The 25,057-nt window shown below is 61.6% G+C and carries 18 protein-coding genes; 9 read left to right on the top strand and 9 right to left on the bottom strand.

Going from position 1 to position 25,057, the window contains the following annotated elements:
* The first annotated feature begins 333 nt into the window (after positions 1 to 333).
* The 4 genes from AC5WNI_RS08410 to AC5WNI_RS08395 all read left to right on the top strand — a co-directional run bounded on the left by AC5WNI_RS08410 (position 334) and on the right by AC5WNI_RS08395 (position 5,678).
* Positions 334 to 1,245, top strand: a complete 912-nt coding sequence (locus AC5WNI_RS08410) for a LysR family transcriptional regulator (protein WP_175088769.1) — start codon at positions 334 to 336, stop codon at positions 1,243 to 1,245.
* A 138-nt stretch (positions 1,246 to 1,383) separates the two neighbouring features.
* Positions 1,384 to 2,748 carry a Xaa-Pro dipeptidase gene (pepQ, locus tag AC5WNI_RS08405; RefSeq protein WP_175088768.1) on the top strand — a complete coding sequence of 455 codons (1,365 nt, stop codon included), beginning with the start codon at positions 1,384 to 1,386 and terminating at the stop codon, positions 2,746 to 2,748.
* Between the two features lie 347 nt (positions 2,749 to 3,095).
* Positions 3,096 to 4,154, top strand: coding sequence for a hydrolase (locus AC5WNI_RS08400; protein WP_175088767.1), 1,059 nt, complete (start codon positions 3,096 to 3,098; stop codon positions 4,152 to 4,154).
* Positions 4,155 to 4,508: 354 nt separating this feature from the next.
* Entirely contained in the window at positions 4,509 to 5,678 is a 1,170-nt protein-coding gene (locus AC5WNI_RS08395; RefSeq protein WP_175088766.1) for a dicarboxylate/amino acid:cation symporter, read from the top strand.
* 166 nt (positions 5,679 to 5,844) lie between these two features.
* Here AC5WNI_RS08395 and msrA read toward each other — a convergent pair whose 3' ends face one another.
* Entirely contained in the window at positions 5,845 to 6,483 is a 639-nt protein-coding gene (gene msrA / locus AC5WNI_RS08390; protein ID WP_175088765.1) for a peptide-methionine (S)-S-oxide reductase MsrA, read from the bottom strand.
* 172 nt (positions 6,484 to 6,655) lie between these two features.
* On the opposite strand from msrA, the gene AC5WNI_RS08385 reads away from it, so the two are divergent.
* Complete coding sequence (locus AC5WNI_RS08385; RefSeq protein ID WP_487885539.1) at positions 6,656 to 7,009, top strand: YchJ family protein; 354 nt, start codon at positions 6,656 to 6,658, stop codon at positions 7,007 to 7,009.
* A gap of 139 nt (positions 7,010 to 7,148) precedes the next feature.
* Here the strand turns inward: AC5WNI_RS08385 and tamB are convergent, their stop codons facing one another.
* The 3 genes from tamB to AC5WNI_RS08370 form a co-directional block, all read right to left on the bottom strand.
* Positions 7,149 to 11,297 (bottom strand): autotransporter assembly complex protein TamB, encoded by a 4,149-nt coding sequence (gene tamB / locus AC5WNI_RS08380; protein ID WP_175088763.1) that lies wholly within the window; start codon positions 11,295 to 11,297, stop codon positions 7,149 to 7,151.
* Positions 11,298 to 11,389: 92 nt separating this feature from the next.
* A complete protein-coding gene (gene tamA / locus AC5WNI_RS08375; RefSeq protein WP_175088762.1) occupies positions 11,390 to 13,459 on the bottom strand; it encodes an autotransporter assembly complex protein TamA in 2,070 nt (689 codons plus the stop codon).
* A 183-nt stretch (positions 13,460 to 13,642) separates the two neighbouring features.
* Positions 13,643 to 14,827 carry a coiled-coil domain-containing protein gene (locus AC5WNI_RS08370; RefSeq protein ID WP_175088761.1) on the bottom strand — a complete coding sequence of 395 codons (1,185 nt, stop codon included), beginning with the start codon at positions 14,825 to 14,827 and terminating at the stop codon, positions 13,643 to 13,645.
* A gap of 654 nt (positions 14,828 to 15,481) precedes the next feature.
* Between AC5WNI_RS08370 and AC5WNI_RS08365 the strand changes: the two genes are divergently transcribed.
* Both AC5WNI_RS08365 and AC5WNI_RS08360 read left to right on the top strand, forming a co-directional pair.
* The gene (locus tag AC5WNI_RS08365) at positions 15,482 to 16,066 is read left to right on the top strand and encodes a superoxide dismutase (protein WP_043334256.1); all 585 of its coding nucleotides are present in this window, start codon (positions 15,482 to 15,484) and stop codon (positions 16,064 to 16,066) included.
* Between the two features lie 449 nt (positions 16,067 to 16,515).
* On the top strand, positions 16,516 to 17,643 hold the full coding sequence (locus AC5WNI_RS08360) for an alcohol dehydrogenase family protein (protein ID WP_217485808.1): 1,128 nt from the start codon (positions 16,516 to 16,518) through the stop codon (positions 17,641 to 17,643).
* Positions 17,644 to 17,834: 191 nt separating this feature from the next.
* Here the strand turns inward: AC5WNI_RS08360 and AC5WNI_RS08355 are convergent, their stop codons facing one another.
* From AC5WNI_RS08355 to mtnA, 3 genes are all read right to left on the bottom strand, one after another.
* Positions 17,835 to 19,121 carry a nucleotide sugar dehydrogenase gene (locus AC5WNI_RS08355; RefSeq protein ID WP_175088760.1) on the bottom strand — a complete coding sequence of 429 codons (1,287 nt, stop codon included), beginning with the start codon at positions 19,119 to 19,121 and terminating at the stop codon, positions 17,835 to 17,837.
* Between the two features lie 3 nt (positions 19,122 to 19,124).
* Positions 19,125 to 20,009 carry a UTP--glucose-1-phosphate uridylyltransferase GalU gene (galU, locus tag AC5WNI_RS08350; protein WP_175088759.1) on the bottom strand — a complete coding sequence of 295 codons (885 nt, stop codon included), beginning with the start codon at positions 20,007 to 20,009 and terminating at the stop codon, positions 19,125 to 19,127.
* A 185-nt stretch (positions 20,010 to 20,194) separates the two neighbouring features.
* The gene (mtnA, locus tag AC5WNI_RS08345) at positions 20,195 to 21,379 is read right to left on the bottom strand and encodes an S-methyl-5-thioribose-1-phosphate isomerase (protein ID WP_175088758.1); all 1,185 of its coding nucleotides are present in this window, start codon (positions 21,377 to 21,379) and stop codon (positions 20,195 to 20,197) included.
* Positions 21,380 to 21,604: 225 nt separating this feature from the next.
* Here mtnA and ubiG point away from each other — a divergent pair, with 225 nt between their 5' ends.
* Both ubiG and AC5WNI_RS08335 read left to right on the top strand, forming a co-directional pair.
* Entirely contained in the window at positions 21,605 to 22,366 is a 762-nt protein-coding gene (ubiG, locus tag AC5WNI_RS08340) for a bifunctional 2-polyprenyl-6-hydroxyphenol methylase/3-demethylubiquinol 3-O-methyltransferase UbiG (RefSeq protein ID WP_217485807.1), read from the top strand.
* 2 nt (positions 22,367 to 22,368) lie between these two features.
* The gene (locus AC5WNI_RS08335) at positions 22,369 to 23,049 is read left to right on the top strand and encodes an HAD-IA family hydrolase (RefSeq protein WP_175088860.1); all 681 of its coding nucleotides are present in this window, start codon (positions 22,369 to 22,371) and stop codon (positions 23,047 to 23,049) included.
* Between the two features lie 202 nt (positions 23,050 to 23,251).
* Here AC5WNI_RS08335 and AC5WNI_RS08330 read toward each other — a convergent pair whose 3' ends face one another.
* Together AC5WNI_RS08330 and ybgF are read right to left on the bottom strand one after the other, a co-directional pair.
* Positions 23,252 to 24,016 carry a YciK family oxidoreductase gene (locus AC5WNI_RS08330; protein ID WP_175088757.1) on the bottom strand — a complete coding sequence of 255 codons (765 nt, stop codon included), beginning with the start codon at positions 24,014 to 24,016 and terminating at the stop codon, positions 23,252 to 23,254.
* Positions 24,017 to 24,222: 206 nt separating this feature from the next.
* Positions 24,223 to 25,011 carry a tol-pal system protein YbgF gene (ybgF, locus tag AC5WNI_RS08325; protein WP_495929110.1) on the bottom strand — a complete coding sequence of 263 codons (789 nt, stop codon included), beginning with the start codon at positions 25,009 to 25,011 and terminating at the stop codon, positions 24,223 to 24,225.
* Between the last annotated feature and the right edge of the window lie 46 nt (positions 25,012 to 25,057).

Below are 25,057 nucleotides of genomic sequence, written 5' to 3'. Positions count from 1 at the left end.
TGTGATGGCGGCGATGTGATGGGCGCCATCGATCATTGCGTTTCCGGCCTCAAGCAAGGAAAGACCGCGCAAGGTCGCCATTGTCATCGGCAACCTTGCGTCTTGCCCTCATTGACGATTGCATCTCGCGTTTTGTGTGGGCAAGATTTCGCACATCCGCTACTGACCAACAGGTCAATTGGCACCATTGCCCACGATGATAGAAGAAGATTCAGCGTGGCACCGGGCCCCGATGACGCATCCCCAAGATACTCTGGTGTGACATGTCCGAAGAGATGTGCACCCGACCTCCTGACATGGCCTGTTCCCAGGCCGACGAGGCACTCCGATTACATGGAAATTCGCTGGCTCGAAGATTTCATCGTTCTGGCTCAGACCCGACATTTCTCGCGGGCAGCCGATGCACAGAATGTCTCTCAGCCCACCTTTTCCCGCCGCATCAAGTTGCTGGAAGAGGAGATGGGCACCACCTTGATCAATCGTCAGACCCTGCCGCTGTCGCTCACTCCCGCCGGAGACGAATTTCTCCAGCTATGCGAGCAGATCACCGAGCGCGTTCGCATCACACGCGAACGCCTGCAGGACATGGCACAGCAGCAAGCCAGCAAGATATCGCTGGGGGCGCCGCAGTCTCTGGTGTCACACTTCCTGCCCGATTGGCTCGACCAGCTTCAGCTGCGTGAACAGGTGCTGCCCTATCTGCGTGCCACCGGCTGGCTGGCGGCCGACTATTTCCACGGGCTGGATCGCGGCGAATGTGACCTGGCGCTGTGCTATTGGCCCCAGGCACGGGTAGACTTGGGTTTTGAGCTGGACAGTTACCAATACCTGGTGGTCGGCGAGGAAACCTTCATCCCGCTGTGCGCGCCCGGCGCGGATGGCAATCCGCGTCATCAGTTGCCGGGCACGCGGCGCAATCCGCTGCCGTTCATCAGCCCGCACCCGCGTGCCGTCGTCGCCACCTCGCTGATGGCGCATCTCGCTCAGGTCCCGATTCAGGCACATCTGGTCACCATGAATGAGAATATCCAGGCGGCCAACATCAAGGCTCTGGTGTTGCAGGGCTATGGCATCGGCTGGTTGCCGCAACGGCTGGCCGCAGAGGAAATCGCCAGCGGCAAGCTGGTACGTGCCGGTGACCCACGCTGGGATCTGAGCCTGCATATCCGCCTGTATCGCCCGCGCGTGCCGCGCCACGACAGTGTCAGTGAACTCTGGCACCAGCTGGAAGCCCATTTCTCGTGAGCCATCCGGGCAGGAGGGTCGACGGCGCCGGCTCAGCGGCACTCTTATCTCTCCTTCATCCCCTCATTCTCCACCACAACACGCCATTGACGCTCACTTCTCCATGTCAGGTGTGACGACCGTTTGCAAGGAAACATGATGTCTGACAGCCAGCTCAACGACCCGACCATCACCCACGCCGCGGCACACCGCGCCCATCTGGCGGTGCTGCAAACAGGCTACGAAGTTGCCATGCAGCAGCACGATCTGGACGCCATCGTGCTGCACAGTGGCAAGCCGAAGCGGCATTTCGCCGATGATCAGGATGCCAGCTTCAAGTCGCATGCCCATTTTCTGCATTGGGTGCCGATGGCGGGTCTCAGCGATAGCTGGCTGGTGATTCGTCCGGGCGAGCGTCCGACGCTTTACCTCTATGCCCCCGATGATTTCTGGCATCTGTCACCCAGCCTGCCGACGCCAGACACTGCGCCATGGGCCGAGCAGTTCGAGATCGTCCATCTGCGCAAGCCGACACTGCCACAGCGTCCCGAGGGCCGCGTGGCGCTGCTGGGCGAGATCGCCGAGCTCAACCCGCAGGTGGTCAGCGAACTTGAGGCACTGCCCAACCCGGTCGGCCTGGTGCGCCAGCTCGACGAGGGGCGCGTCTGCAAGAGCGAATTCGAGATCGCCTGTCTGCAAGAAGCCAGCTTGCGCGCCGCGCGTGGCCATCTGGCTGCCCGACGTACCTTCATGGAAGGCGGTGCGGAGCTCGATATCCAGTTGGCCTATCTTGGCGCGTCTCGCCAACGCGAATCGGATGTGCCTTACGGCAATATCGTGGGTCTCAATGCGCATGCCGCGGTTCTGCATTACCAGCATTATGGTTTGCAGGCTCCCGCCGCCCGTCACAGCCTGCTGGTGGATGCCGGCGCCAGCGTGCACGGCTATGCCTCTGACATCACGCGCAGCTGGGCGGGCGACGATGCCTTGCCGCTCTATCGCGCCCTGATCGAGGGTGTGGAGGCGCTGCAGAAGCGGCTGATCGCAAGGCTCGCGCCCGGGGTGGACTACGTTGATCTGCACCTCGAGATGCATCGCGAGCTGGGTGAGCTGCTGCGGGAACTGGGCGTGGTGTCCCTGCCCGCCGAAGATCAGGTTGCACAAGGGATCACGGCAGCCTTCTGTCCGCATGGTCTCGGGCACCTCCTGGGGCTGCAGGTCCATGACGTGGCGGGTCGCATTCCTGATCACACCACCGGCGACATCCGTCATCCGCCGCAAGGTCACCCGATGCTGCGCCTGACGCGTATGCTAGAGGCCGGCATGGCCATCACCATTGAACCGGGTTGCTACATCATCCCCATGTTGCTGGAGCCGCTGCGCAACGATGCACGCGGTGAGCATATCGACTGGAAGCTGGTCGAGGCGCTGGCACTGCATGGCGGTGTGCGTATCGAGGACAATCTGGTCATCACCGCAGACGGTGCCCTCAATCTGACACGCAGCCCGGCGACAGGTCTGTAATCAGGCCTGTCACAACACTGTCTGGGTCTCTCGCTGTAACGCTTGTCGTCACACGTCTGCCTCACGCCGCCATGGGCCCTGTGCCGATGGCGGCTTTTTTGTCGCATGACCCAAGGCTGAGTATTCGAGCGCCAGGCCCAGAATGTGATCCAGGGCGAGCTAGCGCCCTTGGCGTCGATGCGTATGCTGCACTGCGACTAGCGATTGGCGTCGTCAAGTGAAATGATGCCAACGATATCCGTGTAGAAATTCCTGTCAGATCTTGCTGCAGGCCACCGCCATCAAGGGCATGCCCATCACCCGATCACCAACGTCATCGCCCTGGCCTGCCACTGGAGCTACCTCACATGCCGCACTCCATCTTCACGTCAGAGTTTCGCCCTGCCCTTGGCCTGCGCAATCGCCATGTCCAGACCTTGTTGCCCCGCCTTCTGCCCCGCGCGCCCCTGAGTCGTCGCACCGAGATTCTCAATCTTCCCGATGGTGACTTCGTCGAGCTCGCCTGGGTCATCAGTGACGGTCATGAAAAGCGTGAGCGTACGACGGCCCTGAGTGACGATGCGCCCCTGTTCGTGCTATTTCATGGCCTTGAGGGTGACTTGAGCTCGCCCTACGCCCGTGAGCTGCTCAATGCAGCCGCCCGGATGGGCTGGCGACCGGTGATGATGCATTTCCGTGGCTGTGGGCAATCCCCCAACCGCCTGCCGCGCGCCTATCACAGCGGGGATACCGCTGACGCCTATTGGGTGCTCGGCGAACTCGGGCGACGCTATCCGCACGCCATCAAGGTCGCCTGTGGCGTATCGCTGGGCGCCAACATGCTGCTCAAGCTGGTGGCTGAGCAAGGCGGTGATGGTCTGGACCTGGCTGGCGCGATCGCCATCAGCGCCCCACTGGACCTGGCGGCCAGCGCGGATGTGCTCAATCAGGGCTTCTCGCGCCTTTACCAGCGCCATCTGCTCAAGGGCTTGAAGGCCAAGGTGGCAGCGAAGCTTGCCAATGGCCCACTACCCATCTCGATCGGAGCGCATCAGCTGACCCAGCTCAACAGTTTCTGGGCCTATGACAACGAAGTCACCGCGCCTCTGCATGGCTTCACCTCGGCGAGTGATTATTACACGCGCTCCTCGGCGGGTCGTCTGCTGAGCGAGATCGAACTGCCGACGCTGATACTGCAATCGCTGGATGACCCCTTCATGCCACGCGATCTGTTCGCACGCTTCCACCAACCCTCCGAGGCCGTGCGTATCGAGCTCAGTGAGCGCGGTGGGCATGTGGGCTTTGTCGAGTGGCGTCGTGGTCGACTGAGCTCCTGGCTGGCTCGCCGTATCAGTCAGCAACTGGAGGCCTGGAGCGGGCTGCCCAAGCCGCAAGCACAGGCCGAGGTGCAGAGCGAAGCGCACTGAGCTATCTGTACTGAGCTACCTGCATTGAACCAGCTGCATCGAACTGGTGAGGTTGACCGCTACTCAGGCACCAATACGCATTCCCCTCCCTGGTTGTCTTGTCCTTGGGGTATTTCTTGCCTCTCTTTGCTCCTTCCACCCTTGCTCGCCTTCCCACCCTCAGATCCGGTGGGAAGTCCTGAGTCCACTTTGACTACTATCGTATGCCTTGTTGGGATAGCTGAATTTAGTGCACTGAAAATGATAACGGTATACAGGATGATGATGTGAAGGGTGACACGGATCACTGTCACGATTCAGTGAGAATGGTAGACTGCGCGCCCATCCTACGTTCAAGACTCTACTGGCCTGATAATGAACCTGATTTTTCGCCTGGTGCTCGGCATCGTGGCTGGCATACTGCTGGGACAATGGGCTCCCGAATCCCTGGTTCGCGCCTTGCTGACCTTCAAGGTGCTGTTTGGTGAACTGCTGGAATATGCCATTCCGCTGATCATCCTGTTCTTCATCATGAGCGGGATCGCACGCCTCGAGCGCTCCTCGGGCCGTCTGCTGACCATGACCATCGTGCTGGCCTATGCCTCGACGACGCTGGCAGGGCTGTTGGCAGGTATCGTCGGGCTGGAGGTCGTGCCGCATATCGTGCAACATGACCAGCTGCCGGTCAGTCATGCCGTCAAGCACTTGAGCCCCTACTTCACGCTGGATATTCCACCACTGACCGATATCAGCACCGCGCTGGTGACGGCCTTCCTGTTCGGTATCGGCATTTCCGCCACCGAGCATGACGGCATGCGTCAGCTGGCCGACGGTGGACGTGACATCGTCGAGCGCTTCATCGCCAAGGCGTTGATTCCTGCCCTGCCGTTCTATATCGCCGGCCTGTTCTGCGAAATGACGATCGCGGGCACGGTCGCCAATACCCTCAAGAGCTTCGGCATGATCCTGCTGCTGGCGCTGGCCTTGCATTGGCTGTGGCTGAGCTTGCTCTACGTCACCAGCGGCACCAGCACCGGTCGCTCGCCCATGAAGGCGCTGGGCCACATGCTGCCCGCCTACTTCACCGCCGCCGGTACCATGTCTTCCGCGGCCACGATTCCGGTTACCGTGCGCCAGATGCACCTCAATCATATCTCCCCATCCGTGGCGAGCTTTGCGGTGCCGTTGCTGGCCACCATCCACATGTGCGGCAGTGCTATCACGTTGACCGTGTGCGCCATTGGCGTGATGCTGGTCACTCCCTCACTGGCAACGCCCGAGCTCACCACCCTGCTGCCGTTCATCGCCGCGCTGGGGGTGACCATCATTGCCGCGCCCGGCTCGCCCGGCGGGGCCGCGGTGACCTCGGTGGGCGTATTGCAGAGCCTGCTCGGCTTCGATGCCGCCGCCGTCGGCCTGATGATGGCGCTCTATCTGGCACAGGACAGCTTTGGTACGGCGTGCAATGTCACCGGCGATGGCGCCCTGGTACAGTGGATCGATCGCTTTGCAGAAGCCGAGCAGGACCGACAGCGCTACCGCTGACACTGTGCATCGCAGCGCCTGACCGAAGGCTGCTCCAGACAGAAAAAAGCCTCATGGCGACCGTGAACTTCGCGGCTACCATGAGGCTTTCGTGTTTCTCAGCGACACTCTCAGCACAGTCTCAAGGCAGCCATGTCCTGCCTGTCATGACGTCAGTGCCAGGCTGTCAGCCGATGGGACAGCTGATTCCCGTGCCTTTCAGACCGCAGTAGCCGCCTGGATTCTTGGCTAGATACTGCTGGTGATATTCCTCGGCGTAGTAGAACTCGCGCAGCGGTGCGACCTCTGTGGTGATGCGGCCGAGACCGGACTGATCCAGCGCCTGCTGGTAGTCGGCCATGCTCTTCTCGACGATGGCGCGCTGGTCTTCGCGGGTGTAATAGATCGCGCTGCGGTACTGGTTGCCGATGTCATTGCCCTGACGCATGCCCTGTGTCGGGTCATGGGCCTCGAAGCTGGCCCGCAGGATCTCAGGCAGGCCGATCACCGTCGGGTCGAAGATCACACGCACGACCTCGGTGTGGCCTGTCTTGCCGGTGCAGGTCTCTTCATAGGTTGGATTCGGTGTATGGCCACCGGCATAACCGACCGCCGTCACCTTGACGCCCGGCAGCTGCCAGAAGAGGCGCTCGGCTCCCCAGAAGCAGCCCAGTCCCAGCACGATCTCCTCACACTCACTGTCGAAGGGCGGTACAATCGAGCGGCCATTGACGTGATGAACGCCGCTGATGCGTACCGCTTCACTGCGCCCTGGCAAGCTGTCCTGCGCTGAAGGAATGGTCTGCTTATCTTCCGTTATCCACATGGCGGACTCTCTCCTGTGTCGCGTCGTGCAATCGTGTATAGGTTCAATGATGTCATCTCTGCCCCCCAAAATCTGCCCCTGCCAGCCCAATAGTACTGAGGCGCGACGCTACGTCGATTGCTGTCAGCCGATTCATGCTGACATCACCCTCGCCGAACGCCCCGAGCAATTGATGCGTGCCCGCTACAGTGCCTTCTGCCTGTCGCTCAGCGATTTCCTGATCGACAGCTGGGACCCGGCCCATTGCCCGGCACGCGCCGATCTCGAAGGTGCTGGCCCGCACTGGCTGGCATTGGAGATTCTGGATAGCGGACAAGACGCCGATACCGGCATGGTACGCTTTCATGCCACCTTCTTCGAACAGGGAAAGTTTCAACAATTGCAGGAACTTAGCCGCTTTCATCACGATGGCCATCACTGGCGTTATGTCGACGGTGATGCCGAGTGGCAGACACTGACACCGGGGCGCAACAGCCTGTGTCCCTGTGGCAGCGGCAAGAAGATCAAGCGTTGCTGTACTGCGTGACCGTCAGCGTCGGGCGCTGTCGGTCACGATCTCTAGAGCACCTTCTGAAACGAGTTCTCCGCCCCCACCATAACGAGACAGCCCCCACCGAACCTGTCGATGGGGGGCTGAATCTGCGGCAATCAATTGGCCTGACGTGTCATCTGTCCTTGCCGACTCTGGGCGCCAGCTCGCTGCGACCCAGCGAGAAGCTGTAGAGCAGATCCACGGCCTGCGCCGTGCCTGACACCGCTTCGGCATACAGATTGCGGAACAGCTTGTAGCGCAGCGTCAGCTCCGCGATCGGCGAGAACAGCCCGACACCGTAACTGAGCTTCAGGTCCGGGGCGATATAGCCGCTGACCACCACCTGGCTGTCATCGCCGCTGCCGGAGCTATCCAGACTCAGGTCGCGCACGCCGAAGGTCTCCCCGATCTGGCCGACCACCTGCCCACTTTGCGCCAGCGACATGCCGATCAAGGCGGATGTGACCGCACTATCACTGCTGGTGTCGCTGTCCAGACCTTCACCGCGCAGCAGATAACTCAGTGCCGAGGATTCATCCATCGACGGGTCCGAGAAGATCTCGACGCTGGGCGACGAGGCAAGTCCGGTCACACGCACCCCTGCGGTCACGTCGTCCTCTGTGTTGTCAGGATCACGGATCGCCTCGATATTCAGACGCGGGCTCGAGGGCGGTCCGGCCAGCAAGACCTGCCCCTTGCTGATCTGCAGGTCCTGCCCGAAGCTCTTGTAGGTGCCGTCGACCAGATTGACCTCACCGAAGACCTGCACGCCACCCTTGGACTGACGCACATCAAGATCACCTCTGAGCTTGGTCTTGAGCCCCATTGCCTCCAGACGCGCATCCGGCCCGATATGGATGCCGATGCGCACGTCCAGCGCCATGCCTGCCTCGTTGAGCGCCTTGGCGGTATCGCTGCCATCGGCCAGTTCGGCCGGATTGGAGGTGTCCTGATCACTGGGGCGCTCGATGATGACAGTGTCACTGGAAGGTGACACGGCAGACGGCGGCACCTGATCCACTTCGATGCGTGTCCACGGCACCTTGACGTCACCCCGCAGCTTGAGAAGCGTGGGGCTGGCATTGATCGCAAGGTCCGGCGCGACGCGCATACGCCCGATTCCGGCGATATGCAGTTCGAGCGGATTCTTCGCGCCGTCAAGGTTCAATGACGCCGTCCAGTCCTCAAGCGTCGGCCACGCCGCCTCGCCATCGATGCCCCAGCGCGCATCATTGCCCACCAGATAGCCATCGATATCGGCACTGTTGCCATCGAAGTCGACGGTGAACTGGGCATCCGACAGCGACACCGGCAGCCCGTCGCCCTGCACCTTGACGCCGGTCAGCGCAATTGGCCCGGTCAACGACGGCAGGTTCAGGTTGCCGCCGACCTCGACGTCACCCGCCAGCTTGCCTTCCAGCTGAGTCATGCCTGCCACCAGCGGACGGTACGGCGAGAGGTCGATGTCGCGGATGGCCAACGAGCCATCCAGCTGACCTGCGCCTGCCGGGTCGAGGACCGACACGGTGAGACCGATGCCGCCGGCGCTGTCGAGGCGAATCTGGGTATCGAGATCGGCCTTGTCGGGCGTGGCCTCAAGCGCCAGTTGCAGGGTGGTCTCGGGCAATGACCAGGCATTGCCGTCGGCGTCTTCGCCGGCCAGCGTCAATTTGCCCGCCAGCTCGGCATCAGCATTCCAGCGTTGGCCACCCTGCTTCCAGCTTGCCGTGATCTTGCCGCCCGTGGCACCGCCGATGGACCAGCTCTCCGGCATGGCGCTCTGGGCCATGTCCAGCGGAATCCCCTCGAGAGTCACCACGGCCTGACCGTCATTGCCCGCGCTCAATGGCTCGGCGACACAGATCTGGCCGCCCTGTTCACGACTCAGGCAGAACGGCTGCACCAGCACGCTGCCCTTGGCGAGATTGGCATCGAAGCTCGCCGGCGTGTCGAAGTTGAAGTCCCCGAAATCGGTATTCGCCGTCAGCGGAGACAGCGCACCGCGGTAATGCTCACGCGCCTTGTCGAGCCCACCCTTGAGGGTCAGCCCCAGACGAGAAAGCGGCATCTCACCGGCCATCTCGGTATCGAACTGCAGGGTGTGATCGCTCAGGAAGCCTCCCAGCGTCAGCGCGACGGTCGCGATCTGCTGTCCGCCAGCTCTCACATCATCGGCATTCAGAGCGATATCCAGTGCCGGGTCATCGATTCCTCGCTTGCGAGCATCGACCTCGGCCGACAGCGCCATGTCGGAGATACGGTTCTCCCCGATCTGCAGGCGTCGTGCGGTGAAGTTGCTGGCCAGCTGAGGCTTGTCGAGAGTGCCCGAGGCATCGATCTTGCCCTTGAGCTCACCCGCGATATCCGGCATCAGGGTCGAGAGCGCCGGGAAATCGATGTTGGCCGCCAGGGTGATGGTCTTGGCAATCTTGCCATTGGCGCTCAGCCGGTTCTGCCCCTGGCGCAGCTCAAGCGCGTCGACGTTCCACTGCATGTCGGCATTGCCTGCAAGCTTGCCGGTCAGCGTGAGCGGACGCTCGAGCAAGGTGCCATGGATATCCAGCTTGCTGACATCGATGGCCCACGGGCCTTGCTGAGGCTGATTGAAGCTGGCCACGAGATTGCCGCTAAGCTCACCACGCACGGCTTTCTGTCCGCCCCCGGTCGGGGCTGGCAGCAAGTCTTCGGGATGCAGCTTGTCGAGAGCCAGCTCGGCGGCGACCTCGATCCCTTCCTGCCAATGAATCTCGCCACGGGTGGTCGCGGTGCCACGCTTGAGCGCGATCTGGAGCGGCTGCCAGCGGTAATGCTCGAGATCGCCGTCGCCAGCCAATGACAAGGTGGCCCGCGGAATGTCACGCCCCTCGATAATGGCGTCCAGTGTGGTCGTATACCCCGACAATGAGCCCTTGGCGACCAGCGCCAGATTCTCGACGCTATAGTCAGGCGTGAAGGAGGTAGCGCCAGCGGAGGCAGTCTTGTTCTTTCCAGCGTTGGCTTGCGTCGCTGTCTGAGCGCCTTTCTGCGCATCCGCGGAGGTGTCATCAGAGACAGCAGCAAAGGGCCAGGTGATCCGCTCGGAGCTCAGGCGTGCCTCGAAGGGCAGATCACTGTCCAGTACATCCGCGCTGGCCACAAGCTCAGCGGCCAGAGGACCGTCGGCCTTGAGGGAAGCCTCAAGATCCGCCAGCGAGCCTTCCAGAGACAGACGCAGCTTTTCATTACGCACGGGGTCGATCAGGGTCTCGGCATTGAGCGTGGCGCTCAGGGGATACTCGTCCTTCAAGGTGACTTGCGCAACGAGATCGGCGTTCACATCACGCGAGTCGACCTCGAGACGTGAGAGCGTGATGTCATGCCCTTCCGTCTTGAGCGCCAGCGACAGGCGGCTGACCTCATACGGGCTTGGCCCCTCGAGCGCAAAGTCTTCAATGGCAAGATCGGGAACCTCGATGGTCAGCGGAACATAGACTTCCGGCAAGGCGATGCGCCCGGCCTGTGTTGTCTGATCCGTGGTTTCAGCTGCAGTCTTGCCAGACACTTCTGCAGCCTCATCCGTGATGGCCTTGGCGGCGCTCTCGGCTTGAGACGCCACGTCCTGAGCGTTGATCACTGCACTCGCCGCTTGCTGAGCCTCAGACGTAATGCTCACACCCTCGAGACTGACGGAATCTGACGCCGTTTGAGCCGCGGCGGCATCGGCCGGAATGAAACGACTGGTGATCAGGCGTGTCTCGCCCAGCGTCAGCGTACTCACTGACAGCGTGGCCGAGGTATGGAAATGATCGAAGGTGACGCGACTGCCATCCGCCAGCGCCAGGGCGAAGTCATCAATGGCGACCTTGTGCACCTCGATGGGAATCGGCACCACGATGGGCACGTTGAGACTCTCACTGCTCTCCGCTTCCGGTTCAGTGCTGGCTCCACTATCGCTCAGGGTGATCGCGAGACCACTGGACTCCAGCGACTCGAGACACAGCTTGCCCTTGAGCAGGCAGTCCTCGCCCCAAGCCAACGACAGAGAGTCGGCATTGACGGTCAGCCCCGGCAGGTCCAGCGAGACGTCCTTGAGTGACAGCGCTTCCAGCGGTGAGCCGGAGGCCTGGGAGTAATCGATGAAGCCACGTGAGCGCGCCTGATCGAGCACCAGCCCGGTGCCCCACGGAGACAGCACGCCCCCGACCAGCAGCATCGTCAGCCCGATCAGGAACACGAGCAGCCATATCAGCAACCGGATGACCAGGCCGCCCCGACGTACATAGGGATTAGACAATTCCAACATCTCCATATCTTTTTTATCAGCTCACCCGCTCAGCTGATGGTCCTTTGCTGGCGCTTGATCCGCACGACACTCGCTCAAGAGATGCGAGCCGCTCAGAATTCCGGCCCGATCGAGAAGTGAATACGGTAATCGTTGTCATCGTCATCGAAGGGATGGGCGATATCGAGACGAATCGGCCCTACCGGCGAGATCCAGCGAATCCCCATGCCGGCCGCTGTCTTGAGCTCGAGTGCGTCCCAGCCATTGAAGGCGTTACCGGCGTCGTAGAAGGTCGCACCCCACCAGTCGCCGGTCAGGCGGTAATCGTATTCCAGGCTGCTGGTGAGCAATGAGCTACCGCCTTCCAGATCGCCGTCATCATCTTCCGGCGCGAGTGTCTCGTAGGAATAGCCACGCACACTGTTGTCACCCCCGGTGAAGAAGCGCATCGAAGGTGGCATGTCATCAAAGTTGTCGGTATCGACGTGCCCGACGCCCATGCGCGCCACGAAACGATGGTTGTCGCCGATGGAGCGTATCCAGTTGGTGTTGAACTGGGAGCGCAGGAAGGTCACGTCCGAGCCCCACATCTGATCGCCGTACTCAAAGGTCAGCTGTTGGCGGTCGCCCCACATCGGGAAGGTCTTGGGACGTGTGCGGGTACGGTTCCAGCTCACGCCGGGATACAGCAGCAGCACGGCCCCGGATTCGTCCGCCTGGGTGTAGTCCTCATAGGTGGAACCGAAGAACACGCGCTGGGTCCAGCCATTGTCGAACTTCCACTCGCGGGTGAAGCGCGCGGTGGTCTCGAGACTCTCGGTATCTTCATCGTCGGTGTTCGACATCCCGTACTCGAGAACATAGCTATCCTTGAGCGGGTCTTCGAGCGGCATGCGGTATTCGCCCTCGAAGGTCTGTTCCGGCGAGGACAGGAACAGGCTGTTGGTCAGGCTATGGCCATAGCGATTGACCCACGGCATCTCCCAGCTGAACTGCAGCCGTGGCCCGACATCCGTCGCGTAGCCGATACCGGTCTCGAACTTGTGGCGATCGGCGGGAATCAGGCTGATGTCCACCGGAATGACGGGGCCGTTGGCCGTCTTGACCGCAGCCTCCAGGGCATCGGCAGTCAACATCGGTGTGGCGTCATCTGCTAGCTGAGTGCCCGTTACTTGAGAGTCCGCCACCGAAGACGCCTGCCCGGCAGACGACTTGCCTGCGGCCTTTGCGGACGAGGCCGTCGAGTCCGAGCTGGCGTCAGCTCCCCCTGTATCAACTCCCTGGACATCGGCAAGCCAGGAGCCCTCATAGCCCTTGGCCTCGGCATAGGAGGTATGGCCTTCGCCCGTCTCGATCTCGCTGTCGGGGCTGGTGGTCGCCAGGTTGGCATCGGAACTCAGCTGCGGCTTGATCGCGGCCGAGCGGAACCAGCCAGCCTCACTCAGCCGCTGGTTGAACTGGGTTAACTTGCCGGCTTCGTAATAATCACCCGTCTCGAACGGCTGCATGGCCTTGACGCGATCCAGCTCTATCTGACTGTTGCGGTAGGTGATATCGCCGAAGCGGTAGCGCTGACTGCTCTGCATGACCAGATAGATGCGTGCAGAGTGCAACCAGGGGCGTATCTCGATGCGTTGCTGGGAGAAGGAGGTGTCGAAATAGCCGCGTTCGAGGCTGAGCGACGTCAGAGTCGACTTGAGGCTGTCATAGCGTGAGTGACGCAGCACATCGCCTTCCTCGAGGTCGGCGTCGGCCAGCACCTTCTTCATGACCTTGTCGCGCGCAGCGTCGCCCTCGAGTCGCAGCTCCAGCGTCTCGATGGTGACCGGCTCACCGGCATCCACCGTCACGACCACATCATCGCCGCCCAGCAGCCCCTTCTCGGGATAGCTGAGCGTGATCTGGGCATCGTAGTAACCGAAGGCCTGCAGCGCTTCCTGAGTGCGCCGGATGATCTCATCCTCATAGCGCTCGGCCGGCGCATCGCCCTCAAGCGTCATCCCGGCCAGGAAGTTGACCACGTTAGTGGCCGTCGCGCCCTTGACGCCCTTGACGGCGGCATCGATCGCAAGCGCCTGCTGCGCGAAGCACAATCCGCCACACACGATCAGCGGCGTCAGATAGCGATGCGGCAAAACGCGCGTCCCGGTCGCTCGAGCAGACTCTTTGTTGTCGCCACTCATGATTCGTCCTTTGTTGAGTGCTGGTGGAAAGCACTGTCCATTGTTCCCATTCATCATGTCGTGCGGCGCTCGGTCATCACGGGGCGTGTCACATGGCCTACCTGGATGGCGGGCCACGCCATATCGTCGGGTCTTGTGTCGCGGATACTCAGGTAACGCCACCCATGTCTCTGCTACGCCGGCTCAGCGACGTTCCAGTCGACTGACGCGCTGTTCCAGCTCAGATACCTGGCCCAGCAGCGACGCGACACGGCCACTCAGCTGACGGCGGCTGGCGTCCAGCGAGCGCAACTGCTCTCGCGTGTCCTCTGACGCCCTCTGAGAACTGGCTTCCAGGCCGGCACTGAGCGCTGTCTGCTGACGGCGCAGCTCACCCAGCTGGGAGTCCAGTGAGCGTTGCGCGCTCTCAAGCGCTGTCAATTCGTCAAGCGGCGCGAAGCGGCCCGTGAGCTTGCTGGCCAGTTCATCGCCATCAGCGGTGGCCACCGGCTCCGGCAGTGCCTTCAGCGTCTCGTCCAGTTGCTGCTGGGATTGCTGTAAGTCACGCGTCTGGGTCTGTTGCGTGGCTAGGTCCGTCTTGAGTGCCGTGAGGCGTGTCTCGAGCGAGGCCAATTGCTCGGCGCTGTCGCTCTCAATATCGCTCTGCAAGGTCTCGATGCGGGAAGTCAGCGTGTCCAGAGTGCTGGAGGTCTTGTCCACCAGCGGCTCGAGGTGCTCAAGCGTGGCCGACTGGGCATCCAGACGCGCGCCCAGCGCTGCACGGCCATCACGGCTGAGGGATTCCAACGCCGCCATCGAGCCTTGCAGCGCCGTGATCAGGGTCGCTTGATTATCACCTGTCTGGGCAAGCGTCGTGACGCGACCATCCAGGCGATCAAGCGCCTCGTCCATGGCGGTCAGACGCGCTTGAGCGTCATCCGCGTCCTTCGCCACCTTGTCTTCCAGCGTCTCGAGGCGCGCGACGGCCTCACTCGACAGGGACGCCTTGTCCTCCTGCAGAGTGGTCAGCGCCGGCAGGACAGTGTCATTCAACTGGCTGTCCAGGGCGCTGAGTTGCTCACCCAGTGCATCACGCAGTTCGCTCAGGCGCTCATCGCCCTGCTGCTCAAGCTGGGCCACGGAATGTTCGAGCTGGCTGACTCGCGCGCCGAGCTGATCGCGTTGATCGCCCCCGAGGGTCTGCAGGTTATGCAGCTGCCACTGTTGCCAGCCCACCACGCCCCCCAGGACAAGGAGGCAAAGCCACGTCGGCCAGCGTCTGGGCGCGGGGGGACGAGTGTGATGCACGCCAAGCGCATCGTTGGGACGCGCGACCAGCGCATCGTCCGGTGAGTCATTGAGAGACGGTTCAGCGTTGTGCGGCCGCATTCTGGCTCCAGGTCCGGCAAACGATCAGCAGCGAAAGGTTCAGTGCAGCATCTTCAGGGCGACGCAAGACGACCGGAAGTGCGCTTTTTCGCATTACTGTATAAAAATACAGTAATGCAGGTTCTGCAAAAGATAAGTCACGATTCACGTACAGGAAATCGAGTCTAACAGCTGACCTCGGTCATCTCATCAGGTTCCCGCCACGGCGCGTCATCGAGGGCAGAATGGCAGGAATATGGCAAAAGCCTGGCAATGCACGCGAGCCCTGCAAGACGCTTGAGAGGATCCCGCGGTCAGTGCCCACCAGCGTTGGCCTGTTGGTGTCTGGGTGCTATAGTGCCAGACACTGCGATACGCGCAGCCTCTGTCTTCGTAGCTATCTGGATTCACAAGGTTTTTCACGCTGATTGCACATTTCATGCGCGTAGCCACGGCATGAAGGATGCACGGCGAGTCATGCACTTTCGCCCTTGCCCGCTGCCTGAGCGGGTGGCCAGTTTCAGGGCCGGGAGTGATGCTGGTCGCGGAGCTTGAGTCTGTGCTTGTCTGACCTTCTCCCATCACGCGATGGCAGGTCAGGCATTGAAATACTCAGCCCCAAGCCCCACGAAGGCAGAGTACGACCCAATTGGTGAGGAAAAGGAGCTGATCCCCATGGCATTTGAACTTCCAGCACTGCCGTACGAAAAGAACGCACTCGAGCCGACCATCTCTGCCGAGACCCTTGAGTACCATTACGGCAAGCATCACCAAGCCTACGTCACCAAGCTGAACAGCATGGTCGAAGGCACTGCTGACGCGGAAAAATCTCTCGAAGAGATCATCCAGAGCGCCCAGGGTGGTCTGTTCAACCAGGCAGCTCAGGTGTGGAACCACACCTTCTACTGGCACTGCCTGTCCCCGAATGGTGGTGGCGAGCCGTCCGGCCCGCTGGCAGACGCCATCGTGGCCAAGTGGGGCTCCGTTGCTGACTTCAAGGAAGCCTTCAACACTTCCGCCGCTGGCAACTTCGGTTCCGGTTGGACCTGGCTGGTCAAGAACGCCCAGGGCGAGCTGGAAATCGTCAACACTGACGACGCTGACACCCCGATCGCCAAGTCTGGTCAGACTCCGCTACTGACCGTCGACGTCTGGGAGCACGCCTACTACGTCGACTACCGCAATGCGCGTCCGAAGTACCTGGAAAGCATCTGGAACATCATCAACTGGGAATTCGCTGCACAGAACTTCGCAGCCTGAGCTTTTCCAGATTGAGTTTGGCTAGACCGAGCTTAGCTAGCCTCAGGAAGCCGAGTCGTTTACCGCTCGGAACTCCAGCTGAGCTAGGGCATTTAACGTCACCCTGATATGACGCATGGATGCCCTGCTCTGAAAACCCCGCCACCTGGCGGGGTTGTTTCGTTCAAGACAACGTCACCCAGCCACGAGCCTGCTACACGCAAGGCTTGGCTACGCTGTATGCACCATCAGGAGAAGAACCTCGTCTGTCGACTTGCAAATGACGGCGGTGCCCCAATCTAATGACTGATAAGTAGAACGTATGCTCTACCTCGTTGTGTACCCTTGATCGCTCACAGGGATTCGACGACAAGAGACTCGATGACATTGTTGGCACACTGTTGGCACACACTGCTTGAAATGCATTCTTTGACCGCACGAAATACATACTTTGAAAAAAGGGAATACTGATGCCCACTGACACCTCGACCTCCTCTCTGCCCGACTCCATGCTGGCGATCGTGACCACCGGCCATGGGGGCTATGAATGCCTCGAGACGCAGCAGCGCTCGGTGCCGACACCCGGTGAAGGCGAGGTGCTGATCAAGGTGCTGGCGGCTGGCATGAACAACACCGAGATCAATACGCGTCTGGGCTGGTATTCCTCCACGATCACTACCGCGACCCAGCAGGCCAGCAGCGTGCATGATAACGGGGATGCAGAGGCGACGACTGACAAACCGGCGCCGCCGGAAGGTGGCTGGAAGGGAGAGACGCCCTTCCCCCTGATACAGGGCACGGATTGCTGTGGCGAGGTGGTGGCGTTGGGCCCGAATGCGGATGCCAGCCTGCTGGGCAAGCGCGTGCTGGTACGCTCCTGCATGCGCAGCGAGGGCTGGGACTCACTGGAAAATGAATGGATGGGCTCCGACTTCGACGGCGCCTTCGCGCAATTCGTCAGCGTGCGCGCCAGTGAAGTGTTCGCGGTGGACTGTGACTGGAGTGATGTCGAGCTTGGCTCGCTGCCCTGCGCATACGGCACGGCGGAAAACATGCTCGAACAGGCAGAGCTCAAGGCGGGCGAGCGTGTGCTGATTCTGGGCGCCTCGGGCGGAGTCGGTTCCGCCGCGTTGCAGCTGGCCAAGCGCCGCGGCGCAATGGTGTATGCCGTAGCGGGCGCCGCCAAGCATGAGGCCCTTGCCGAACTAGGCGCCGACAGACTACTGGACCGCAAGGCCGACCTGCTCGAGCTGCTGGGCCACGAAAGCGTCGATCTGGTGGTCGACAATGTCGCGGGCGACAACTTTCCGGTCATGATGAAGTTGCTTGCACGCGGCGGCCGTCTGGTGACCACCGGCGCCATCGCCGGCCCGATGGTGACGCTGGATCTGCGCGACCTGTACCTCAAGAACCTGCGCCTGCTCGGCACCACTGCCTGGTGTGAAGCCACCTTCCCCAATCTGATCCGCTATGTGGAGCAAGGTGAGATTCGCCCGCTGATCGCGGCCAGCTTCCCATTGACCGAGATTGTTACTGCGCAACAACAGTTTCTGAGCAAGGGTCACGTGGGCAAGTTCGTGCTCGAGCCCTGGGCCTGAAGTCAGCCTGGCGGTCATCATGAAAAGCCTGGCGGCCTAGATTTTAAACCTGAGCCCCACGACAAAAAGCCCTCATCCGGAACCGGATGAGGGCTTTTGCATACCGAGTACGCAAGGGTCAGCCTGAAGGTGCGTCAGTCTGAGAGAACATCAGCTTGAGAATGCGTCAGCCTGACCCGCCGAGATGCCCGTCAGGGGCTGGCACGGCGGCCGATGCCGCGATAGACCAGACCCTGACTTGCCACGTAACGCGGGTCGAAGATGTTGCGACCATCGAGCACCAGGCCCGCGCCCAGCTCACGCTTCAGGCGCTGCCAGTCCGGGTTCCAGTAGCACTTCCACTCGGTGACCAGCATCAGGGCATCAGCGCCCTCCAGGGCGTCATACATGTTGCCATCGACCAGCTCCAGCAACGGATGCGCACCACAGGCCTCACCCAGCGCCGACAAGGCCGCGGGATCATGCACGCGCACGCGCACACCCTGGGCCCACAGCGCCTCAAGCAGAGTCAAGACCGGCGCATGGTCGATACGCGCGGTACCCGGCTTGAACGCCGCGCCCCAGATCGCCACGGTACGACCGCGCAATTCACCATCGAAGTGCTGCCACAGCTTGCGGAACAGCGTCTCCTTCTTGGCTTCGTTGATGTCGAGCACATGCTCGAGCAGCATTGATTCACGCCCTGTCTGGTGCTGGACATCGGCCAGACGCATCAGGTCACGCGAGAAGTTCGGGCCACCGAATCCACAGCCCGGATAGAGGTACCCGAAGCCGATACGCGGGTCGGCGCCCATGCCCTGACGCACATATTCCACATCGACGCCGAGGGAGTCGGATAGACCCGCCACTTCGTTCATGTAGCTGATACGCGTCGCGAGCATGCCGTTGATGGCCAGCTTGGTCAGTTCGGCGGCGCGGCGCGGCATGATCTGGAAGACATCTTCACGTCGGTTGAAGGCACGCAGCAACTCCTGCACCCGCAGGGTGGCAGGTTCCGCTTCGCTGCCCAGCAACCAGCGGGCCGGACGCTCGAAGGTGGCCAGTGAACGGCCCTCTTCCAGCATGTCCGGCAAGGCGACGGCGTACTGGTCGTCACGCGGCAGCAACGCCTCGAAACGCTCGGTCGTGCCCACCGGGAAAGTCGAGTTGTTGACCAGCACCAGCGGCTCATCCAGGGTCGCCACCAGCTGCTCGACACGACTCAGCGCACTTTCGCGCTGGTCCGGCGAGACGGCGATCCAGTGGATATCGATGCGCCGCAGTGACTCGAGGTCCTCAATGAGAGTGAGATCGCCGCGCTCCCGATGGCGATCAAGGCGTTCACGCAGGCCTGGCTCACTGTTCAACCAGTCGACGTGTTCCAGGGCAGCCCAGTCCATATCCTCATGCGGCCACCACCAGACACGGTGACCCACGCTCGCCAGAGCGGCGCTGGCCGTTGCCGCCGCCAGTTCGCTTCCGTGCACCAGCACCTGCATGGCTTATTTCTCCTGGTAGCGAGTCAGCAGCTCGCGGAAGCCTTCACCGAAGGTCGGGTGACGCTTGGCGAAGGAAAGAGTCGCTTCAAGATAGCCCAGCTGGTGGCCGCAATCGTAGGTATCGCCGGCCATGCGGTAGGCCGCGACGGCCTTGTCGTCACGCAGGGTGTCGATGGCATCGGTCAGCTGAATCTCACCACCCGCGCCCGGCGGAGTGTTCTCCAGAAGCTCGAAGATACGGCCCGGCAGCAGATAACGGCCGATGACCGCCAGGGTCGACGGCTCGGTGCCCGGGGCCGGTTTTTCGACCATGCCATTGATCAAGGCGGACTTGCCAGCTTCCGGCGTGTCACTGTCGATCGCGACGATACCGTACTTGTAGGCCATATCCTTCGGGACATTCTCGACCATGATCTGGGCGGCGTTGGTAGCTTCATAGGCCTCCATCATGCGCGCCAGGTCATTCTTCTCGAGACCTTCGCCATCAACCAGCACGTCCGGCAGCATGACGATGAACGGCTCATCACCGACGATCGGCTTGGCACACAACACGGCGTGGCCCAGACCCAGCGGCTCCGGCTGGCGCACGCTGATGATCTTGACGTCATCCGGGATGATGTTACGCAGCTGTTCGAGCAGCTCGAGCTTGCCCTTGGCTTCCAGGGTGGTTTCCAGCTCGAAGTGCTTGTCGAAGTGGTTCTCGATGGCGTTCTTGCTGGAATGGGTAACCAGCACGATTTCCTTGATACCGGCTGCGACCGCTTCTTCCACCACATATTGGATCACCGGCTTGTCGACGATGGTGATCATTTCCTTGGGGATGGCCTTGGAGGCCGGGAGGCAACGTGTGCCGAGACCGGCAACAGGCAGAACAGCCTTGCGTATCATGTAGCGTCTTCCTTGTGTCTATGTCGTGGTGAAGCCCATCGAAGGGCCTCCACCGGGTTACTGCCGTCGAAGCCAATCAACGACCATCCTTCATCATAGGCAGGGATTATGCCAGTTTGATCAAGGAGTGCGAAATTCCTGCACTATCCGAGGCTTGCCAAGCGCTACCACTTGCTGAATCGCTATCAACGGCGCATGGCGCGGCCGAGCAGCGCACCAACACTGTCACTATCGGGCGACTCTACCACGCCATGTTCCGTGACGATGGCATCAATATACTCATGCGGTGTGACATCAAAGACCGGGTTGAAGACATCGATGTCCTGCGGCGCGATCTGGCGACCACCCGCCTCACGCAGTTCGTCGGCGCCGCGCGTCTCGATGGGGATGTCCGCGCCACTGGCCAGGGTGCCATCGAACGTGGCCAGAGGCGCCACGACCATGACCTTGATGCCGTGGGCGCGCGCCTGAACGGCCAGCGAGAAGGTGCCGATCTTGTTGGCCGTGTCACCGTTGGCGGCAATGCGGTCCGCGCCGACGATCAACCAGCGCACCCCTTCCGGCGTCCGCGCCCCCTGCTGCATGATCAACGAGGCTGCGCCTTCCACGGCCAGCCGTGCGGGGATCTGCTCCTGCACCAGCTCCCACGCCGTCAGGCGAGAGCCTTGCCACCAGGGGCGCGTTTCGTTGACATGCACACGGCCAAGAATGCCCTGAGCGTAGGCGGTACGGATCACGCCCAACGCCGTGCCGTGGCCGCCGGTGGCCAGCGCGCCGGTATTGCAGTGGGTCATGACCTCGCACCGCGTCTCGCCTTGTGCAAGGGAGGCCGCAATCACCTGGGCACCAAACTCGGCCATGCGCAGATTGTCGTCCAGATCCTGCTCATGAATGCGCACGGCCTCCTTCAGCAACGCTTCATACGGGGCCTGCGACTGGGTGGCGTGTGCGGCAATCACCTTGCGCATGCGATCCAGCGCCCAGAACAGGTTGACTGCTGTCGGACGCGAGGCAGCCAGCACATCACAGGCGCTGGCCAGGCGTGACTGCCAGTCGCCGCCCTCGCGGTTGATGACGAAAGCCTCCAGCGCCACGCCATAGGCGGCGGCGATCCCGATGGCCGGTGCACCGCGAACCACCATGTCGGTAATGGCAGTCGCGACCCCGCGTGCATCCTCAAGCAGCACCTCGCGAGTTTCACCCGGCAGCAGGCGCTGGTCGAGCAGCGCAAGCTTCACCGCCGGCTGAGTGACATCAGAAGTGACATCATGAGTGACGCCAGCGCGGGCATCGGGCTGGGCTACTGCCGTGTCTTCTTCCCGCGACGCACACTCTTGCTGGCTTACCCAGCGAATCGGAACCAGGCTCATGACCACTCCCCGTTGCTACATGACAATAATGTCGACTGGCCATCGCGCGTGGCGCGACGTCCTGCCCCATCGTAACGCAAGTGCCCGTCATGATGAGTTTTTTGCGCTGGACGCTGACCCGCGACGGCAGTCGGATTAGAATGGTGGAATCGTGCCCGAGGGTAAGGTGCCTGTACAGGCCTGACACCTCCCGAACAGCACTTCCGTAACGGTAAGGATGCAAAGATGAGCGATAACGACACCCAGCAAGATGCCCAGCCCCAGGACCATCTGGGCAATGTCGATGCCAGCGAGATCGCCAAGTTCTCGGCATTGGCCAGTCGCTGGTGGGACCGTGACAGTGAATTCAAGCCGCTGCATGACATCAATCCGTTGCGGGTCGACTATATCGACACCCACGCTGGCCTGGCAGGCAAGCGCGTGATCGACGTCGGCTGCGGCGGCGGCATTCTCTCCGAAGCCATGGCACATCGTGGTGCCCAGGTGACGGGTATCGACATGGGTGAGGCGCCACTTTCCGTTGCCCGCCTGCACCAGCTGGAGTCCGGTGTCGAAGTGGACTATCGCCAGACCACCGCCGAAGCCGCTGCAGAAGAGATGGCCGGCCAGTTCGACGTCGTCACCTGTCTGGAAATGCTCGAGCACGTGCCGGACCCATCCTCGGTGATCGCGGCCTGCGCACGGTTGGTCAAGCCCGGCGGCATGGTGTTCTTCTCGACCATCAACCGCAATCCCAAGGCGTATGCCTTCGCGATCCTCGGCGCGGAATATGTGCTGCAGATGCTGCCACGTGGCACTCACGAGTATCGCAAGTTCATCCGTCCGGCCGAGCTGGGTCGCTGGACACGTGATGCGGGCCTCAAGATGGAAGGCTCCACCGGCATGACCTACAACCCGCTGACGCGCAAATATCGCCTGAATTCCTCCGACCTCTCCGTCAACTACCTGATGCACACGCGTCGCCCGACCGAGGGAGAGCTTGCGTGAGCCTGCCGGCCGCGCTACCTCGCCCCGCCGCCTTGATCTTCGATCTCGATGGCACCCTGGTGGACACCGCGCCAGACCTGGCACGCGCCACCAATGAGCTGCGTCAGCATCACACCCTGCCGGCGCTGGACTACGACGTGATTCGCGCCGAAGTCTCGCATGGTGGCAGCGCTCTGGTGACGCTGGCCCTGGGCCATGAGCTCGATCATCCCGAGCATGCCAGCGAGCGCACTCGCCTGCTGGAGTTCTATGCCCGCGATGTCGCGGCGCACAGTGTGCTGTTCCCGGGCTATGACGCCCTGATCGAGATCTGTCAGCGCGCAGGCCTGCCGTGGGGCATCGTGACCAACAAGCCCCGTCAGTTCGCCGAGCCGCTGATCGCCGCGCTCGAGCTTACGCCCGGCTGCCTGCTGTGTGCCGATGACCTGCCTGTCAAGAAGCCGCATCCAGAGCCTCTGTGGGAGGCGGCGCGCTGCCTCGGCGTCGATGCTTTCGAATGCTGGTACCTGGGGGATCATGACCGTGACATGCAGGCGGCTCGCGCGGCGGGCATGCTGGCGGTCGCGGTGCGCTACGGCTATGTCCGTGAGGGTGACGATGTGGACGCCTGGCCTGCCGATGTGTGGTTTGACACCTCGGAAGAAGTCATCAATGCCGCGCTCCGGGCAGCAGACCTGCGCTGACCGAGCGACATGGACACAGCTCGCACGAACCAGCCCCTACGAGCGAGTGATCCGCAGATGAATATCAGAAGATAGACACAAGCAGCCAGACACAAGAACGCCGACGGCCAATGCCGTCGGCGTTCTTGTTGTAGGGTACATCGAATGACACGCCTGGCGGCGTCACTCGTCATCCGATGAGGCGTTGATAATCGACCAGCACTCAGGTTTTCGGCGGTTGGGCATCGAACATCTCGCCGGTACGACCACGACTGTCCGGCCCCATCAACCACAGATAGGTCGGCATGATGTCGGCGGGCGTGCGCAGGGTATCGGGGTCTTCGGCCGGAAACGCCGACTTGCGCATCGGAGTCCGCGTGCCACCGGGATTGAGCGTATTGACCCGCACCTGACTGGTATTCTCCAGTTCCTGAGCCAGCATCTGTGAGAAGCCTTCCGTGGCGAACTTGGAGACACTGTAGGCGCCCCAGAAGGCACGCCCCTTGCGCCCGACACTGGAGCTTGTCAGCACGACGGAGGCATCCTTCGAGGCCTTGAGCAATGGCAGCAACGCCTGGACCATCCAGATGGGCCCATTGATATTGACCTGCATGACCTGCTCCCACAGCGCCGGATCATACTGCTCGAACGGAGTGATCTTGCCCAGCAGGCTGGCGTTGTGCAGCAGACCATCCAGACGACCGAACTCGCTGTGCAGGGTATCAGCCATCTGCTGATAATCCTTGAGGGAAGCCCCTTCAAAGTTGAGCGGATAGATGGCCGGCTGTGGTGCTCCCAAGGCCTCGATCTCGTCATAGACTTCTTCCAGCTTGGCAATGGTTCTGCCCAGCAATATCACCGTCGCCCCATGTCGCGCATATTCGACTGCCGCTTCACGCCCAATGCCGGACCCCGCCCCGGTCACCAGAATGATTCGCCCTTTCAGCATGTCGTCCGGGGCCTGATAGTCGATCTTGCACTCTGCCATGGTGATATCCCTGTCTGAGATCTGTCGTCAACGGCCGATAAGAGTCACTGCCTCTTCACCGGCAATACTTGCTTGGCCACATGGGTCGCGCTCGGGTCGCCTGCCGATGGCATGATGGGCCGAGCGCCACATAACGCAAAGCCCCCACCTGGTAGAATACCAAGCGCGGGCTTTGGGGAATACAGGTGGCCAATGGCCACGGGCACTCAGGTGCCGGAGGATAGGAAGTCCTTGGCCATGGTGCCAGCCTTGCTGTCCGGATACTGCTGGACCAGCTTCTGGAGCAAGGAGCGACTTTCCTGTGCCTTGCCTTGACGCGCCTTGACCAGCCCCAGCTTGTACATCGCATCCGGCACCTTGCTGGATTGCGAGAATTCGCTGATCACGGTCTCGAAGGCCTGGGCGGAAGCATCCAGCTGATTTTTGGCCGAATACAGCTCGCCCAGCCAGTAATGGGCATTGGCTGCGAGATTGGAATCCCCATGGTCCACCACGAAGGCTTCAAAGGCGACAATGGCACCATCGAAGTCGCGAGACTGAACCTTGGCGAAGGCTTTCTCGTAATCCTTCTGGGCCGCTGCACCGCTGCCGGCATTGCTGGCGCCATTGGTGCTGGCTGCAGCACCGCCGGCACTTGCACCGCCAGTGACTGCCGTTGCTGCCTGTGAATCGACAACCTGACCGTTCTCCCCGGCGGAAGCGCCGCCAGAAACCCGCTGCTCCAGATCCAGGTAGCGTTGCTGCGACATCTCGGTCAGGCGCTTGAACTGATATTCCAGCTCATCGATCCGGCCGCGAAGCCGGGCAATTTCCTGTGCCTGTTCGTCGAGTTGGTTGAGAAGGGTCAGGGTGCCGCCGCCACTCAAACGAGTATTGGCCTGCTGATAGAGCGAGTTTGATTGCCCAGTGAGGTCCTCGACCGTCGGTGCGGCCAAAACGGACAACGGGAGCAACAAGGCTCCCGCACCGAACAACCCTTTCAGGCTGTGTTTCATGCTGTCGGCTCCGCCGAATCATCATGGTATCGCGCAAGCAAGCCCG

It is taken from the genome of Cobetia sp. PDI-12MA (assembly GCF_059507695.1).
This window is presented reverse-complemented; position numbering and strand designations above follow the sequence as displayed.